This window comes from Blastococcus jejuensis (genome assembly GCF_039534705.1).
Lineage (GTDB): Bacteria > Actinomycetota > Actinomycetes > Mycobacteriales > Geodermatophilaceae > Blastococcus_B > Blastococcus_B jejuensis.
Window position 1 is genome coordinate 193,482 of the sequence record NZ_BAAAVV010000006.1, and the last position, 16,565, is coordinate 210,046.

The 16,565-nt window shown below is 73.0% G+C and carries 12 protein-coding genes; 5 read left to right on the plus strand and 7 right to left on the minus strand.

Features of this window, described 5'->3' with window-relative positions; translation table 11 throughout:
- Window positions 1-35: 35 nt before the first annotated feature.
- Window positions 36-2,726 (plus strand): winged helix-turn-helix domain-containing protein, encoded by a 2,691-nt coding sequence (locus ABD644_RS14260; RefSeq protein ID WP_344689595.1) that lies wholly within the window; start codon window positions 36-38, stop codon window positions 2,724-2,726.
- A gap of 132 nt (window positions 2,727-2,858) precedes the next feature.
- On the opposite strand, the gene ABD644_RS14265 is transcribed toward ABD644_RS14260, so the two are convergent.
- Complete coding sequence (locus tag ABD644_RS14265) at window positions 2,859-3,599, minus strand: HEAT repeat domain-containing protein (RefSeq protein WP_344689596.1); 741 nt, start codon at window positions 3,597-3,599, stop codon at window positions 2,859-2,861.
- Window positions 3,600-3,756: 157 nt separating this feature from the next.
- Here ABD644_RS14265 and ABD644_RS14270 point away from each other — a divergent pair, with 157 nt between their 5' ends.
- The gene (locus ABD644_RS14270; RefSeq protein WP_344689597.1) at window positions 3,757-4,503 is read left to right on the plus strand and encodes a hypothetical protein; all 747 of its coding nucleotides are present in this window, start codon (window positions 3,757-3,759) and stop codon (window positions 4,501-4,503) included.
- A 28-nt stretch (window positions 4,504-4,531) separates the two neighbouring features.
- On the opposite strand, the gene ABD644_RS14275 is transcribed toward ABD644_RS14270, so the two are convergent.
- The 3 genes from ABD644_RS14275 to ABD644_RS14285 are packed head-to-tail and all read right to left on the minus strand — an operon-like array spanning window position 4,532 to window position 7,967.
- A complete protein-coding gene (locus ABD644_RS14275) occupies window positions 4,532-5,287 on the minus strand; it encodes a succinate dehydrogenase/fumarate reductase iron-sulfur subunit (protein WP_344689598.1) in 756 nt (251 codons plus the stop codon).
- A gap of 50 nt (window positions 5,288-5,337) precedes the next feature.
- Window positions 5,338-7,284 (minus strand): fumarate reductase/succinate dehydrogenase flavoprotein subunit, encoded by a 1,947-nt coding sequence (locus ABD644_RS14280; protein ID WP_344689599.1) that lies wholly within the window; start codon window positions 7,282-7,284, stop codon window positions 5,338-5,340.
- Window positions 7,285-7,304: 20 nt separating this feature from the next.
- Window positions 7,305-7,967: a succinate dehydrogenase cytochrome b subunit gene (locus tag ABD644_RS14285; RefSeq protein WP_344689600.1), complete on the minus strand. Its 663-nt coding sequence runs from the start codon at window positions 7,965-7,967 to the stop codon at window positions 7,305-7,307.
- 149 nt (window positions 7,968-8,116) lie between these two features.
- Here ABD644_RS14285 and ABD644_RS14290 point away from each other — a divergent pair, with 149 nt between their 5' ends.
- Complete coding sequence (locus ABD644_RS14290; protein WP_344689601.1) at window positions 8,117-8,725, plus strand: sulfite oxidase-like oxidoreductase; 609 nt, start codon at window positions 8,117-8,119, stop codon at window positions 8,723-8,725.
- Entirely contained in the window at window positions 8,718-9,446 is a 729-nt protein-coding gene (locus ABD644_RS14295; RefSeq protein ID WP_344689602.1) for an FAD-binding oxidoreductase, read from the plus strand. The genes ABD644_RS14290 and ABD644_RS14295 overlap by 8 nt, the downstream gene beginning before the upstream one ends.
- Window positions 9,447-9,453: 7 nt before the next feature.
- Here ABD644_RS14295 and ABD644_RS14300 read toward each other — a convergent pair whose 3' ends face one another.
- Window positions 9,454-11,004: a M1 family metallopeptidase gene (locus ABD644_RS14300; protein ID WP_344689603.1), complete on the minus strand. Its 1,551-nt coding sequence runs from the start codon at window positions 11,002-11,004 to the stop codon at window positions 9,454-9,456.
- Between the two features lie 173 nt (window positions 11,005-11,177).
- On the opposite strand from ABD644_RS14300, the gene ABD644_RS14305 reads away from it, so the two are divergent.
- On the plus strand, window positions 11,178-12,773 hold the full coding sequence (locus ABD644_RS14305) for a succinic semialdehyde dehydrogenase (protein WP_344689604.1): 1,596 nt from the start codon (window positions 11,178-11,180) through the stop codon (window positions 12,771-12,773).
- Here ABD644_RS14305 and ABD644_RS14310 read toward each other — a convergent pair whose 3' ends face one another.
- Together ABD644_RS14310 and ABD644_RS14315 are read right to left on the minus strand one after the other, a co-directional pair.
- A complete protein-coding gene (locus tag ABD644_RS14310; RefSeq protein WP_344689605.1) occupies window positions 12,774-14,057 on the minus strand; it encodes a BtrH N-terminal domain-containing protein in 1,284 nt (427 codons plus the stop codon).
- Window positions 14,058-14,326: 269 nt separating this feature from the next.
- Complete coding sequence (locus ABD644_RS14315) at window positions 14,327-16,480, minus strand: catalase (protein ID WP_344689606.1); 2,154 nt, start codon at window positions 16,478-16,480, stop codon at window positions 14,327-14,329.
- Window positions 16,481-16,565: the final 85 nt, after the last annotated feature.

Consider the following 16,565-nt stretch of genomic DNA (forward strand, 5'->3'; position numbering starts at 1 on the left):
ACCGGGAGGGCGCACCGGTCGGGACACTCGGACGCGTGGACACCACGGCGGCCGACCCGGCCGGCGGCCATCCGCTGCTCGCCGCCAAGTTGTCGGTCCCCGTGATCCGCACGCCGGTCGTCGGCCGACCCCGCCTGATCGAGCTGGTCTCGCACGGTGTCGAGGGGCCGCTGACCGTGGTCAGCGGCGCCGCGGGGGCGGGGAAGACCCTGCTCCTGGCGTCGTGGACCGCCGAAGGCTCCGCGCCGGGACCGGTCGCCTGGGTCACCCTCGACTCCTTCGACGACCAGCCCGGGGTCTTCTGGGCCTACGTCATCGAGGCGCTGCGGCGGGCGGGCGTCGAACTCGAGGACGTCGGTCACCCCTTCGTCGCCGAGAGCGTCGCCCGACCGCTGCTCGCCCGCGTCGCCGACAGCCTGGCCCGCCGGTCGACGCCGGTCGTCCTGGTGCTCGACCAGCTCGACGTCCTCGGCCACCGGCAGATCCGGGAGGACATCGACTTCGTCCTGCACGCCGCCGCGCCGATGCTCCGTCTGGTCCTGCTCACCCGCAACGACGGGCCCCTGCCCCTGCACCGGTACGAGCTCCGGGGGGAGCTCGAGCGGATCCGCGACGCCGACCTGGCCTTCACCGCCGAGGAGGCGGCGGACCTGCTCCGCCAGCACGGGATCCGGCTCACCCCCCGCGGGCTGGCCTCGCTGACCGAGAACACGCGCGGCTGGGCGGCCGGGCTGCGGCTGTCCGCGGTGGCGATGCAGCGTCAGGCCGACCCCGACGGCTTCGCCGCCGCGTTGCCGCACGCGGGCGGAACCCTCGCCCGGTACCTCGTCGACGAGGTCCTGGACGCGCAGCCGGACGAGATCCGCGAGTTCCTCCTGCGCACCTGCATCGTCGACCGGCTCTGCCCGACGCTCGCCGACCTGCTGACCGGACGGTCCGACGGCGAGGACGCGCTGGCGGCCCTGCGACGCGCCAACGTGCTGATCGAGGAGCTCGACCAGGCGCCGGGCTGCTACCGGTACCACCCGCTGTTCACCCACGTGCTGCGTCGGGAACTGCTGCGCCGCAGCCCCGACCTGGTCGGCGAGCTGCACCGGCGGGCGTCGGGGTGGTTCGAGCAGGCCGGGCTCCTGGTCGAGGCCGTGGGGCATGCCACCGCGGCGGGGGACTGGCAGCTGGCCACCGCGTCCCTGGTGCGCGGGCTCGGCCTCGGTGCGCTGCTGGCCGGCCGGCAGCGGAGCCAGCTGGACAGCGCGCTGGCGGGGCTGCCGGAGGCCGAGCCCGGTGCCATGCCCGCCGTGGTCCGCGCGGCACGGGCCATGACCCGGTTCGAGCTGGACGTCAGCCGCGACCAACTCGCCCTCGCCGAGAAGCTCGCGGACGAGGAACCGGAGGCGCACCGGGCGCCGCTGCTGGCCTCGGCCGCCGTCCTGCGCTCGATCCTGGCCCGCACCGCCGGTGACCCGGTGGCGGCCGAGGCGTCCCTGGCCGACGGGGAGGCGCAGCTCGCTCGCGTCCCGGCGCTGGCCGCGCAGCACCCGGAGCTGCGGGCGCTCCTGCTCTCCAACGTCGGCACCGTGCAGCTCTGGACCGGCCGGTTGGACGCGGCCGAGCGGACCCTGCGCGCCGGGCTGGCGGCATCGGCGGGTGCCGGGTGCGAGTACCCGCGGCTGAACATCCTCGGCCGACTGGCGTTGGTCGAGTTCATGCGGGGGCATCTGCGCCGCGCGGCGCAGCTGGGAGAGGAGGAGGTGGCGTTCGCCGAGGAGAACGGCCTCCCACCCGCCAACCGCACCGGCGCGGGCCACCTGGTGCTGGCGATGGTCGCGATGGAGCGCAGCGATCGGGAGACGGCCCGCAGGCAGGTGGAGGATGCCGGGCGGGCCGTGTACGCCCAGCACGACCCCTTCGTGTCCCTGTTCGTGCCACTGATGCGCGCCTGGCAGCACGCGGACGGCCGGGACCCACGGCGGGCCCTGGAGGGTCTCGCCCACGTGCCCGCGACGGTCGGCGGGCAGCCCCTGCCCGGCTGGCTGCGCGTCTGGGTCGCACTGAGTGCGGCGGCGTTCCGGCTGGCACGCCGCGACCCGGCCGGCGCCGCCGCCGAGCTCGACGGGGTCGCCGAGCAGGGGGCCGCGCTCACGGTGGGCCGGGCCGCCGTGCTGTTCGCCGCCGGGGAACCGGCCCGGGCGACCGAGCTCCTGGCACCGGTCCTCGCAACCGTCGAGCCGGCCGCCGAGCCGGCCGACGCGGTGGCCCGGGTGGAGGCCTGGCTGCTCACCGCCCGGATCCGGATGGCCGCCGGCGACCGGACCGCCGCCCGCGAGGCGCTGCGTCGGGCGCTGTCCGCCGCGCGGCCGGAGGAACGGCGGCGGCCCTTCATGGCGGCCGGGCCGGTGGTCCGCGAGCTGCTGCGCTCCGACGCCGACCTGGCGGCGGCCCACCGGTGGCTGGGCCCGCCGCTCGTCGACCCGGCTGCCGCCGCGCCGCGCACCGGGACGGCGGCCCCGGCTCCGGCGCCGGTCGAGGCGCTGACCGAGCGGGAGCTGACCGTGCTCGCGCGCCTCGCACAGGCCATGTCGAACGAGGACATCGCCCAGGACCTGTTCCTGTCGGTCAACACCGTGAAGACCCACGTCCGGGGCATCTACCGCAAGCTCGGGGTCTCCCGGCGGAACGAGGCGGTGCGCAGGGCGCGGGAGCTCGGGCTCCTCGGCAGCGCCTGACCTCGGCAGCAAGCGTTGATCGCAGGTGCTAAATGCCGTCCGTGACGTGGTCGAACCCCTCCGGCTGACGGCCGCAGTCCTCGGCGACGATCAGACGAGGGCTGACTGTGCAAACAGCGGATCGTCCAGCAGTCACCGTTGCAGGGATGCCGGGTTGGGCAGCTCCGGCTCGCCGGCTCCGGCGCGACCGGGTGCAACCGCAGGCCAGTGCTCACCGAACCAGCGCCGTTCCCGATCGGTGAGACGCGACCAGCGCCGCCGCAGCAGCGACACCACCGCCTGGGCTCGGCCGTCATCCTCACCGACGTGCCTGAGCAGGTAGACCACCGCCAGCACCACCGGAGACAGGTCATCGCCTGCCTCGGTCTTGCGCGTGCGCCCGAGCGTTGTCGTCAGCCGCGCGAGCACCGCATCCCAGGCGCGCCCGTCGCCGACCGCGGCCAGACCCATCACCGCGTAGTCCCGGACGGCCGCATCGGCGTCGCCCACCGCCTCGGACAGCACCTCGCTGGAACCGGCCTTCGCACGCTTGCAAAGGGCGAGCAGCGCCGCGCATCGCAGATCGGAAGTGCCGCGACCTCGCGAAGCGATGGTGCGCCGCAAAACGGCGCCGCCGTGAACGCCATCGACGTCACCGAGCGCAGCCACGACGTACACGGCCCGCCAGCCGCGTAGGCCGACCAGGCCGGCAAGCAGCCTGTCGCCCTCTCCTCCGAGCTCGACCGCCGCCCGGACGGCCGCCTCGAACGTGGCGGTCCTCGACGACCGAAGTCCCGACTCGATCTCGGCCAGGCGCGAGAGAGTCACTCCAACGCCGGGTTCCCCTGCCGCAGTCACGCGCTCGATCGTGCCGCCTCGTCCGTCGTAGGCCACTCATTCGACACGCCGACCCCGGGACGGGTCGGTTAGCAACCTCGGTCAACACCTGCTGCCGAGGTCAGCGGCGCCTGAGGCTCACCCCGGGGGGATGAGGCGAGGCGGGTGATCCGGCGGGAACCTGGATCCAGGCCCCCCGGACCCAGGAGGACGCATGTCGGCATGTCAGGACCCCGTCGAGCTCCTCGTCGCGGCCTGGTCCGGCACCGCCGCAGCCGAACGGGCGATGCACGCGCTCCGCGTCACGTGGACCCCGGCCCTGCCCGGCCTCGTCGATGCCGCCGCGCTCGTCGTCGAGCGCGACGGGACGACGCGGGTCACCGACACCCACCACGGCGGCGGGGTCGTCGGCGGGGTGCTCGCCACGGGCCTGGGATTGCTGACCGGCGGGATCGGCTGGATGTGGCTGCACGGACCGACGCTCGGGCCGCTGGCCGCCCGCGCGGGGGAGGGCGGCCTGCCCGGTAGCGCGCTGCGGGCGCTCGGCGAGCGGACGATGCCCGGGTCATCGGTGGTCCTCGTCGTCGCCGAGCCGGCGCGGGCGGCCGAGGTCGAGGGCGCGCTCGCCGGCCAGGGGGCCGAGGTGGTGCGGGCGGTCGTCCCCGCGCACCTCGCCGGACAGCTCGCCGCGGCGCCGTCCCTGGCCTTCGACCCGTCCACCGTCGAGGGCGACGTGGTCGCCGTCCGGTCCACGGCCGCGGTGATGCGTGCCGTCGAGGTCGCCGGGGCGGGGACGGGCCCACCGAGCGCCGCCCGCGCGCTCCCCGAGCGCTACCCGGTGTCGGCGGGGTGGCCCGTTCCCTGGCAGGTAGGTCTCGGGGCGCGTCGCCCCGCGCTACCTCCGAGCCGTCTCCGGCTCCGGCCACGGCCGATGGGCAGGGGCGTCCCGGTACCGAGGTGATCCCGGCCCGGCCGTCCCGGCGGTGCGGTCAGCTCTTGGGGCGCACCCCGGCCCGGAGCGCGCCGAGCAGGTCGTGGTTGAGCCGGGAGATGGTCTCCATCGAGATGCCCTTCGGGCAGGCCGCGGAGCACTCGCCGATGTTGGTGCAGCCGCCGAAGCCCTCGGCGTCCTGCTGGGCGACCATGTTGACCACGCGGTCGTTGCGCTCGGGCTGGCCCTGGGGCAGCAGGCCCAGGTGGGTGACCTTGGCCGCCGTGAACAGCATCGACGACGCGTTCGGGCAGGCCGCCACGCAGGCGCCGCAGCCGATGCAGGTGGCCGCGTCGAACGCCGCGTCGGAGTCCTTCTTCGGCACCGGCGTGGAGTGCGCCTCGGGCGCCGTCCCCGTGGGGGCGGTGATGTAGCCGCCGGCCTGGATGATCCGGTCGAAGGCGCGTCGGTCGACGGCGAGGTCCTTGATGACCGGGAACGCCGCCGCGCGCCACGGCTCGATGTCGATCGTGTCGCCGTTGCGGAACGAGCGCATGTGCAGCTGGCAGGTGGTCGTCTGCTGCGGGCCGTGCGCCTGTCCGTTGATCATGACGCCGCACATGCCGCAGATGCCCTCGCGGCAGTCGTGGTCGAAGGCGACCGGGTCCTCGCCGTTGGTGATCAGCTGCTCGTTGAGGACGTCGAGCATCTCCAGGAACGACATGTCGGGGGAGATGTCGGTGACCTTGTAGGTCACCATCTTGCCCTTGACCGACGGGTCCTTCTGCCGCCAGATCCGCAGGGTCAGGTTCATCCCACGCTTCTCCGACGTCTGGCCGGACCGGGTCGCCCCGTGCGTCATCGTCACTTGTAGCTCCGCTGTGCGAGGTGGACGTACTCGTACTCGAGGGCTTCGCGGTGCAGGACCGGCGGCTCGTTCTCCGGCGTCCACTCCCAGGCCGCGACGTAGGCGTAGTTCTCGTCGTCGCGCAGCGCCTCGCCCTCGGGCGTCTGGCTCTCGGCGCGGAAGTGCCCGCCGCAGCTCTCGTTGCGGTGCAGCGCGTCGATGCACATCAGCTCGGCGAGCTCGATGAAGTCGGCGACCCGGCCGGCGTGCTCCAGCGTCTGGTTGAAGGAGTGCCAGTCACCGGAGACCTTCACGTTGGTCCAGAACTCCTGGCGGAGCTCCGGGATCCGGTCCAGCGCCTTGCGCAGGCTCTCCTCGGAGCGCTCCATGCCGCAGAGGTCCCACATGATCTTGCCGAGCTCGCGGTGGAAGGACGCCGGCGTGCGGGTGCCGTTGATGTTGAGCAGCTTCTGCACCTGGGACTGCACGCCCTGCATGGCCTCGATGGCCGCCGGGTGCGTGTCGTCGATCCGGTCGAAGGGCGCGTCGGCCAGGTACTCGGTGATCGTCGCCGGCAGGACGAAGTAGCCGTCGGCCAGGCCCTGCATGAGCGCGCTGGCGCCCAGGCGGTTCGCGCCGTGGTCGGAGAAGTTGGCCTCGCCGATCACGAACATGCCGGGGATCGTCGACTGGAGGTCGTAGTCGACCCACAGGCCGCCCATCGTGTAGTGCACCGCGGGGTAGATCCGCATGGGCACCGAGTAGGGGTCCTCGCCCGTGATCTGGGCGTACATGTCGAACAGGTTGCCGTACTTGGCCTCGACCGCCGGGCGGCCCATGCGCTCGATCGCCTCGGCGAAGTCGAGGTAGACGCCCAGCCCGCCGGGGCCGACGCCGCGCCCCTCGTCGCAGACGTTCTTGGCCTGCCGGGAGGCGATGTCGCGGGGCACCAGGTTGCCGAACGAGGGGTAGATGCGCTCGAGGTAGTAGTCGCGCTCGTCCTCGGGGATCTGCCGCGGGTCGCGGTCGTCGCCGCGCTCCTTGGGCACCCAGACGCGGCCGTCGTTGCGCAGCGACTCGCTCATCAGCGTGAGCTTGGACTGGTAGTCGCCCTTGACCGGGATGCAGGTCGGGTGGATCTGCGTGTAGCACGGGTTGGCCATGTAGGCGCCGCGCTTGTGGGCCCGCCAGATCGCCGTCGCGTTGGAACCCTTGGCGTTCGTGGACAGGTAGAAGACGTTGCCGTACCCGCCGGTGGCCAGGACGACGGCGTCGGCGAAGTGGGTCGAGATCTCGCCGGTGACCAGGTCGCGCGCGACGATGCCGCGCGCGCGACCGTCGACGACGATCAGGTCGAGCATCTCGGTGCGGGCGTGCTGCTCGACGTTGCCGGCCGCGATCTGCCGCTCGAGGGCCTGGTAGGCGCCGTAGAGCAGCTGCTGGCCCGTCTGGCCGCGGGCGTAGAAGGTGCGCGAGACCTGCGTGCCACCGAAGGAGCGGTTGTCGAGCAGGCCGCCGTACTCGCGGGCGAAGGGCACGCCCTGCGCGACGCACTGGTCGATGATGTTGACGCTGACCTCGGCGAGGCGGTGCACGTTGTTCTCGCGGGAGCGGAAGTCGCCGCCCTTGACCGTGTCGTAGAACAGGCGGTGCACGCTGTCGCCGTCGTTGCGGTAGTTCTTCGCGGCGTTGATCCCGCCCTGCGCGGCGACGCTGTGCGCCCGGCGCGGGCTGTCCTGGTACCAGAACGACTTGACCTTGTAGCCGGCCTCACCGAGGGTCGCGGCGGCCGAGCCGCCGGCCAGGCCGGTGCCGACGACGATCACCGTCATCTTCCGGCGGTTCGCCGGGTTGACCAGCCGGCCGCGGAAGCGCCGGGTGCTCCAGCGCTCCTCGATCGGCACGTCCATCGGGGCCTTCGTGTCGGCGATGGGCTCGCCGACGTTGAACAGTTCCAGAGCCATGAGGTGTGCGTTCCTGTTCCTTAGTCCACGAGCCCGAGGACGACGGCTGCCGGCACCACGAGGTACCCGGCGATGAGGAGGACGGCGAAGCCCGTCGCGCCGGCGTTGACCGTGCGCTCGCGCCGCCGGTTGCTCTGACCCAGCGTCTGGGTGGCGCTCCAGATCCCGTGCCGCAGGTGCATGCCGAGCAGGAGCAGCGTGACCACGTAGACCGTGGTCGCGATCGGGTTCTGGAAGCTGGCGACCAGCCGGTCGTACGGCGTGGAGTCGGTGCCCGCCGGGTTCGCGGCGCCGAAGGTGAGGTCGAGGATGTGGTAGACGATGAACCCGGCGATGATCAGCCCGCCCCAGCGCATGGTGCGCGAGGCGTAGGTCTGGGCCACCGGCTTCTTCGTGACGTAGGCCTCGGGCCGGGCCCGCTTGGCCTGGCGCCAGAGCGTGATCGCCGCCCACATGTGCGCGACCACCGAGACCACCAGCACGATCTCGATGACGGTGAGCAGCGTGCGCGGCGGGAGCGCCGGCTCGCCGAAGCTCCGCAGCCACTCGGAGTAGTCGTTGAAGGACTCGGCCCCCTGGAAGACGTGCAGGTTGCCGATCATGTGCGCGATCAGGAACAGCAGCATGATGATGCCGCTGACCGCCATCACGACCTTCTTGAAGACCGATACGGTCTTTGCCACCTTCGGGGACCTGCGGCCCGCATGCGTCACCGTCACCACGAGGAACACGCTAGGTCCCGGCTGTGTTTGCGGCCAGGTAAACACGAGGTGACTCAGCTCATGTAAGGCTGCCCTCACCGGCGGCCCCGACCGAGGGGGAGGGATCCGGCATGGCGACGCCGACCAGAGGGTTCTTCGGCCGCCGCCGGGAGCGCGACCCCCGGCTGCCACCGGGCCAGTACGACGTGGGCAACGACTGGCCGGTGCTCACCGCCGAGCCCACGCCCCGGATCGCGCCGGAGACGTGGAGCATCACCGTCGACGGCCGGGTCGAGCAGCCCACGACCTGGAGCTGGGACGACGTGCACCGGCTGCCGCCGTCGGAGTACCGCGGCGACATCCATTGCGTCACGACCTGGTCGAAGTTCGACACCCGCTTCACCGGGGTGAGCGTCGACACCCTGCTCGAGGCGGCCCGGCCGACGGCCGACGCGCACTTCGTCGTCGCGACGTCGAAGACCGGCTACACGACCAACCTGCCGCTGGCCGACGTCACCGGCGGCAAGGCGTGGATCGTCTGGGAGTTCGACGGCACGCCGCTGCCGATCGAGCACGGCGGCCCGGTGCGCATGCTGGTGCCGCACCTCTACTTCTGGAAGAGCGCCAAGTGGATCTCCCGGATCACCCTGGTGACCCGCGACCAGCCCGGCTTCTGGGAGCAGAACGGCTACCACGACCGGGGCGACCCCTGGCGCCAGCAGCGGTACCAAGGTGACTGAAGCACTAGGGGGCGGTGGTCCGGTCGCGCCCAGCGGCGGCTGGCGCATGGCGACCGTCGCGGGGGTCAGCAAGCCGAAGCCGCGGGCGGTGCAGCTGCGCCTCGACGTGCCCGACCGGGTCGACCACCTGCCCGGGCAGCACTACGTCGTCCGGCTGACCGCGCCCGACGGCTACACCGCCCAGCGGTCGTACTCCGTGGCGTCCTCGCCGGGTGACCCGCTGGTCGAGCTGTTCGTCGAGCGCCTGCCCGACGGCGAGGTCTCGACGCACCTGGCCGACGTCGTGGAGCCCGGCGACGTGCTCGAGGTGCGCGGCCCGATCGGCGGCTGGTTCGTGTGGGACGGCGAGAGGCCGGCGCTGCTGCTCGGCGGCGGATTCGGCGTCGTCCCCTTCGTGTCGATGCTGCGGACGGCGCGCGAGCTCGGGCGCACGGACCTGCTGCGCATCGCGGCGTCGAGCCGGACGCTGTCGGGACTGCCCTACTCCGACGACCTGATCGAGGCCGGCGCACTGATCGCGCTCACCCGGATCGAGTACGGCATCCGGCCCGCCGGGCGGCTCACCCCCGAGGACCTCGTCCCCCTCTGGGAGCCCGGGCAGACCGCCTACGTGTGCGGCTCGGCGTCGTTCGCGCAGGGCGCCGCCGACCTGCTCGTCGGCATGGGCGTGCCGCCGGCGTCGATCCGGGTCGAGCAGTTCGGCCCGACCGGCGCGGCCTGATCCGCACTCACCTCCGGCCGGGGGCGGACCCGGCACCCGGCCGGCCGGGGACGGCGGTCGCGGCGGCCGCGGTGTCGGCGCTCCCGAGCGAGGCAGGCTTCGCGGCGGTGAACAACCACTCGTGGAACAGCGCGTCCAGCTGCCTGCCCGCGACCCGTTCGGCGAGGGCGATGAACTCGTCCGTGGTCACGGTGTCGCCGGACTGCGAGGCCGCCCACTGGTCGACGATCCGGGTGAACGCCCGGTCGCCGACGGCCAGCCGGAGCGCGTGCAGGACGAGGCCGCCCCGCTCGTAGACGGCCTCGTAGTCGAACAGGTCGGCCGGTCCCGGATTGCCGGTCGCGACGTCCCAGTACGGGTCGTCGGCCGGGATCGCGGTGATGATGTCGAAGATCTCCTGCACGGTGATCAGGCCCTCGCGCTCCAGCCACAGCCACTCGGAGTAGGTGGCGAAGCCCTCGTTGAGCCAGATGTCCTGCCACCGCTTCAGGCGCAGGTCGTCGCCGAACCACTGGTGGGCCAGCTCGTGCACGACGACGAGGTCGCCGTTGAGCGCGTCGTACTGGAAGAACAGCGGCGAGTAGACCGGCCGGGTCTGCGTCTCCAGCGCGAACCCGAGCTCCTCGACGTCGTCGACGATGCCGCCGGACGCGGTGAAGGGGTAGGGGTTGCCGGCGAAGTCCGCCAGGAAGCGGATGATCTCCGGCTGCCGCGCCAGGGAGCCCTCGGCGATCTCCCCGAGCGTCGGGCGGTCCGGGTCGTACGGGTCCAGCACGGTCGGCATCCGGTACAGATCGGGGTCCAGGGCGTCCCAGAACCGGATCCCGTTGCGCTGGTACTGGCGGACGTCGAACTGGCCGACCGCGAGGGTCGCGAGGTACGTGGCCATCGGTTCGGCGGCCCGCCAGTTCCACGTCGTCCACCCCGACGCCGTCTGCTTGCCGAGCAGCACCCCGTTGGAGAGCGCCTCCGTGCCGTTCGGGACGGCGATGGACAGCTCGAACGTCGCGGCGTCGCGGGGGTGGTCGTTGGCGGGGAACCAGGTCGCGGCGACGTCGGGCTGGCCGGCCACGATCGCGCCGTCGTCGGTGTGGATGAACCCGGAGACGCCGAGCAGGGGGTCGCCGATGGTCTGCGGCACGCCGTCGTAGGTGACGGCGACCGTGAACGCCGATCCCTGGGCCAGGGCAGCCGTGGGCCGCACGGTCAGCTCGCCGCCCCGGCGGGACCACGTCGCCGGCTTCCCGTTCACGGTGATCGACCGGATCGTCAGGCCCTGGAAGTCGAGGTTGAAGGCGGAGAGGTTCTGCGTGGCGCGGGCCGTCACGACGGCCTTCCCGCTCAGCCGGTCGGTGCGCGGGTCGTACCTCAGGTCGAGGTCGTACCCGGCGACGTCGTAGCCGCCGTTGCCGTCGAGCGGGAAGTAGGGATCGCCGATGCCGGCCGTGCCCGTCGTCCCGCGCAGCGGTGCCTGTGCGGACGCGGTGCCGGCCAGGGGGACGACGAGGGCGGCGACGAGCGCGGCGGCCAGGGGGAGGACCTTCGATCGGTGGATCATGAGTGCTCCTGCTGATCGGAACCCGTCGGTTCCGGCGGAACCTAGGGGTGCCGGCCGACGTGTCGGCGTCCCCAGCCCCTCCGGTGCGCGCGCACCGGCGTGTGCTGACCGCCCGTGACCACGGGGGCGCAGGACCCTGGCTGGAGCCGGTGCGAGCGGGGTAGGAGGGGTCCATGACCACGACTGCCACCGAAGTCCCGACGCCGGCCACCCCCGCCCGCAGCCCGCTCGACCCCGCACTGGTGGACCGCCTCGCGGCGCTGGTGACCGCCGCCCCCGGCCGGCCGCGGCAGGCGTCCTACGCGCCGTTCGACGGGGCGCTGATCGGCGAGGTGCCGACCTGCACGGCCGACGACGTGCGGGAGGCGCAGCGCCGCGCCCGCGAGGCCCAGCGGGCGTGGGCCGCGCGGCCTGTCGCCGAGCGGTGCGCGGTGTTCCTGCGCTACCACGACCTGGTTCTCGACCGGCAGGAGCAGATCCTCGACGTCACCCAGGTGGAGACGGGCAAGGCCCGCACGAGCGCCTTCGAGGAACTCGCCGACGTCGCGATGACCTCGCGGTACTACGCGCACACCGCCGAGCGGCACCTGCGGCCGGTCCGGCGACGCGGTGCGCTGCCGGTGCTGACCCGCACCGTCGAGCACCACCACCCGAAGGGGCTGGTCGGGGTCATCAGCCCGTGGAACTACCCGCTGACCCTGGCGGTCTCCGACGCGATCGCGGCGTTGCTGGCCGGCAACGGCGTCGTCCTCAAGCCCGATGCCCAGACGCCGTTCACCGCGCTGGCGGCGGTGGAACTGCTGTACGAGGCGGGCCTCCCGCGAGACCTGCTGCAGGTGGTCACGGGCGCGGGCAAGGACCTCGGCGGACCGCTGATCGAGGGCGTCGACTACCTGATGTTCACCGGGTCGACCGCGACCGGGCGGATCGTGGCCGAGCAGTGCGCGCGCCGGCTGATCGGCTTCTCCGCGGAGCTCGGGGGGAAGAACCCGATGATCGTGCTCGCCGACGCCGATCTGGACAGCACGGTCGAGGGCGCGGTCAACGCCTGCTTCGCCAACTCCGGTCAGCTGTGCATCAGCGTGGAGCGGATGTACGTCGAGGACGCCGTCTACGACCGCTTCGTCCCGGCGTTCGTGGAGCGGGTGCAGCGGATGACGCTCGCCGCCGGGCTCACGTGGGACGCCGAGATGGGGTCGCTGGTCAGCGAGCAGCAGCTCGCGACCGTGTCCCGGCACGTCGACGACGCCGTCGCCAAGGGCGCCCGCGTGCTCGCCGGCGGGAAGGCCCGGCCCGACCTCGGGCCGCTGTTCTACGAGCCGACGGTGCTCGAGGGCGTCACCGACGAGATGGTGCTGTGCCGCGACGAGACCTTCGGGCCGGTGGTGGCGCTCACGCGCGTCGCCGACGCCGACGAGGCGGTCGAGCGGGCCAACGACACCTGCTACGGGCTGAACGCCAGCATCTGGACCACGGCCCGCCGCGGCGCCGAGATCGCCCCTCGCATCCAGGCCGGGACGGTCAACGTCAACGAGGGGTACGCCGCCGCGTGGGCGTCGCTGGACGCGCCGATGGGCGGGATGAAGGACTCCGGCGTCGGCCGTCGGCACGGCCGCGAGGGGATCCTGAAGTACACCGAGGCGCAGACGGTCGCCGTCCAGCGCGGGATGCCGATCGGCCCCCTGCCGCCCGGCATCGCGCCCGACCGCTACGCCGCCGTCATGACCGGCGCCCTGAAGGTGCTCAAGCGCGTGCCGTTCCTGCGCTGATCACCCGACCACCTGCCGCAGCGCGGCGCACGCCTCGCGCTCCAGCAGCACGACACGGGCGGCGAGCTCGGCCAGCGCGTCGAGCTCGGCCGCCCGGTCGGCCTCGGGCACGTCGAGCCCGGCGGTGAACTCCTCGACCTCGCGGGAGAGGGCCCGCAGCGCGGCGGGCGTGCCGCCGCCGAGGAGCAGTTCCAGCCGGCGTTCCACCAGCGGCCGGTACGCGGCGAGGTGGCCGGCGACGGTGGTCTCGGCGATCCGTTCCCAGAGAGCACCGGCCGTCGCGTAGCGCTCGGCGACCTCGGTGAGGCCCGGCTCTCCGAGGACGGCCGCGGCCCGGGTGAGGAACTCGGCGTACAGCGGACGCATGGCGCCGGGGGAGGAGTGGTCGAAGGTCAGGCAGTCGTGGAGCCGGCGCAGCGCGTGCCCGAAGGCGGGCCCGCTGTCGAACACCCGGGTCCAGCCGGTCTTGGTCCGGCGGTCGGCCACCGCGTCGGCCCACTTCGCCAGGCCGCGCAGCCCGAAGTTGCCGGCGAAGTTGCCCGGCATCACGTCCTCGGTCAGGTCGTGGACGGTCACGGCCAGGGACGCCCGGATCGCCGGCGCGAGGTCGACCGGCGCCGTGGCGGGCTCGACGACGACCATGCGGTGCTTGCTCGCGCGGTGGGCGGCGCGGGCGGCGGCGACGTCTTCCGCGCTCATCTCGACCGGCTCGAGCCGGTCGTCGTCGAGCAGCAGTGTCGTGCCCCGGCGGCCGGCGACGGCGACGTCGTGCGGGGAGGCACCGGCGAAGACGTCGGCCCAGGCCTGGTGGGGGAGCCCGGCACGGTCAACCGTGCAGATCGGCGTCCGGCCGGCGTCGAGGGCGGCGTCGAGTGCGCGCGCGGCCTTCGCGGCGCTCGTCGTCTCCGACACGGTGTGGGCCAGACCCGCCCGCTCGAGCGCACCGGAGACGAACGGCCGGGGGTGGATCCGCGGCACGATCGTCATCGTCGGCAGGTGCCCGCTGTAGGAGAACGTGAAGTACATGAACCCGATGCCCCCGGCCAGGCCCGCGACCATCGGTTCGCCCAGCGGCTGACCGTCGTGCGCCGCGGTGACGCCGGCGGCCTCGAGCACGTGCGCCAGCAGCGCGCTGTCGTGCTGCCGTCCGCCGCCGAACGCGGGGTAGCCGGGCACGGCGGCGGACCGATCGCCGGTCAGGTGGCGGTGGGCGGTCGTGTAGCGCTCGCCGGTGCGGGCCATGCGCGCACGGACGGCGGCCTTGAGGTGCTTCTGGCTGGTCACGGGGACTCCTCCGGCGGCGTCGGGTCCCAGACCCCACGCGTCGTCCGGACCCGGCCGCGACGAAGAAGTGACAGACCGGTCGGTGTGCACCCCGAGGACCTGATCCCCTTTGCCCTCGCACGGCCGGAGGCGTGGGCAACCGGTCAGAGGGTTCGGCGTGGGATTCGCCGGCCCGGACGCTACCGGACCCCGTCCCCGCTTGGCGAGATCTGCACACTGGCCCGCTTCGGGCCCCTGAACAGGGCGAGTGTGCAGATCTCGCCGAGGGATCAGGCCTGCACGGTCGGCGGAACCAACGAGGCGGCGACCAGCGGCGCGCGGTCCCAGGCGCGGTGCGCGCCCAGCGCCGCGACCAGCCCGGCGGTCAGCTTCGCGCCGGGCTTCTTCCCGACCAGCACGCCCGGAGCGGCCGCGTCGATGCCGGCCGCCGCGAGCAGGGCCGCGCCGTCACCCCAGGCGCCGAGGGCCTTGAGGTGCCGGAACGCCTCCTGCAGCAGGACCAGCCCGCGGACGTCGCCGTCCTGAGGTGCGCCGTCGGCGACCACGACGGCGTCGAACTCGATCGAGCGCGCCGTCGCGAAGGTCCGCTCCACGATCTCGACGTCCCGGCCGGTGCTGATCCGCCCCCCGTGCGGCGCGATGACCCGCAGCAGGGCGCCCTCGGCCTCGAGCGCCTCGCGCAGCTTGGCGACGCCCTTGAGGTCGGCCCCGTCGCCCGCGACGACCCCGACGATCCGGCCCGTGATCGGGAAGGGCGTCGGCCGGATCTGCGCCAGGGCGGGGGAGGGCACCGGTGCCGGCCGCTTCGCCTTCCCGGCCCGCTTGGACGGCGCGGCCTTCGGGACCTCCGGGGCGGGCAGGCCCAGACCGGCCGCGACCTGGGTGCACAGGTCGGCGTCGATCCGGGCGAGCACGGTCAGCGCCCGCTCCTTGATGGCCTGCTCGTAGCACTTGCCGAGCTCGAAGGTGTAGGCGTCGATCACGTGCTGCTGCTCGATCGGCGTGAGGCTCGCGTAGAACATCGCCGCCTGCGAGAAGTGGTCGTCGAACGACGCCGGCGCCGCGCGGACGACGTCCCCGGCGACCGGTCGGGGCACGTGCACGTAGCCGCCCTCGGCCCAGTCGGAGGGGAACGGGACGCCGTCGTCGACGCTGTTGGGCGTGTAGGGCGCCTGACCCGTGTGGATCGCCTGCTGGTGGAAGCCGTCACGGGTGCTGTCGTTGACCGGGGCGTGCGGGCGGTTGATCGGGATCTGCGTGAAGTTGGGACCGCCGAGGCGGGTGAGCTGGGTGTCGAGGTAGGAGAAGTTGCGGCCCTGCAGCAGCGGGTCGTTGGTGCCCTCGATGCCCGGCACCAGGTGGCCGGTGTGGAAGGCGACCTGCTCGGTCTCGGCGAAGAAGTTCGTCGGGTTCCCGTCGAGCACCAGCGTGCCGATGATCTGCACCGGGGCCAGCTCCTCGGGCACGATCTTGGTCGGGTCGAGCAGGTCGATGCCCTCGAAGGTCTCCTCCGGGGTGTCCGGGAAGACCTGGATGCCGAGGTCCCACTCGGGGAAGGCGCCGTTCTCGATGGCGTCGTAGAGGTCGCGGCGGTGGAAGTCGGGGTCGCACCCGGCGGCGATCTGCGCCTCCTCCCAGACCAGGGAGTGCACGCCGAGCTTCGGCTTCCAGTGGAACTTGACCAGGACGGTCTCGCGCTGGGCGTTGACCAGCCGGAACGTGTGGACGCCGAAGCCCTCCATGGTCCGGTAGCTGCGCGGGATGCCCCGGTCGCTCATGTTCCAGATCGTGTGGTGCGTGGCCTCGGTGTGGAGGGTGACGAAGTCCCAGAAGGTGTCGTGCGCCGACTGCGCCTGCGGGATCTCCCGGTCGGGGTGCGGCTTGCCCGCGTGGATGATGTCGGGGAACTTGATCGCGTCCTGGATGAAGAACACCGGCATGTTGTTGCCGACGAGATCCCAGGTGCCCTCCTTCGTGTAGAACTTCGTCGCGAAGCCGCGGGTGTCGCGCACGGTGTCGGCCGATCCGCGGGAACCGAGCACCGTCGAGAACCGCACGAACACCGGCGTCTGCAGGCCCTCCTCCGCGAGGACGGCGGCCCGCGTGACCGTCGCGGCCTTCCCGTTGGCGGTGAACACCCCGTGGGCGCCCGCTCCGCGCGCGTGCACCACGCGCTCCGGGATCCGCTCGTGGTCGAAGTGCATGATCTTCTCGCGCAGGTGGAAGTCCTCGAGGAGGACCGGCCCGCGCGGGCCCGCCTTGAGCGAGTGGTCGCTGTCGGGGATGCGCACCCCGTTCGGCGTCGTCAAGCGGTCACCGGCCTGGCCGCGCGGATCGCGGCCGTCCTTCGGGCCGTCGAAGCCGACGCCGGTCGGGCTGACGGTGCGCGGTGCGGACTGGTCGGGCTGGCGGGCGGGGGGCATGACGACTCCTGACGCGAGGGTGTTCCGTGCCGTCGCGCTACCCCGGACCCGCCGACCGAACCAGGCGTTCCCACCGAGTGGAACC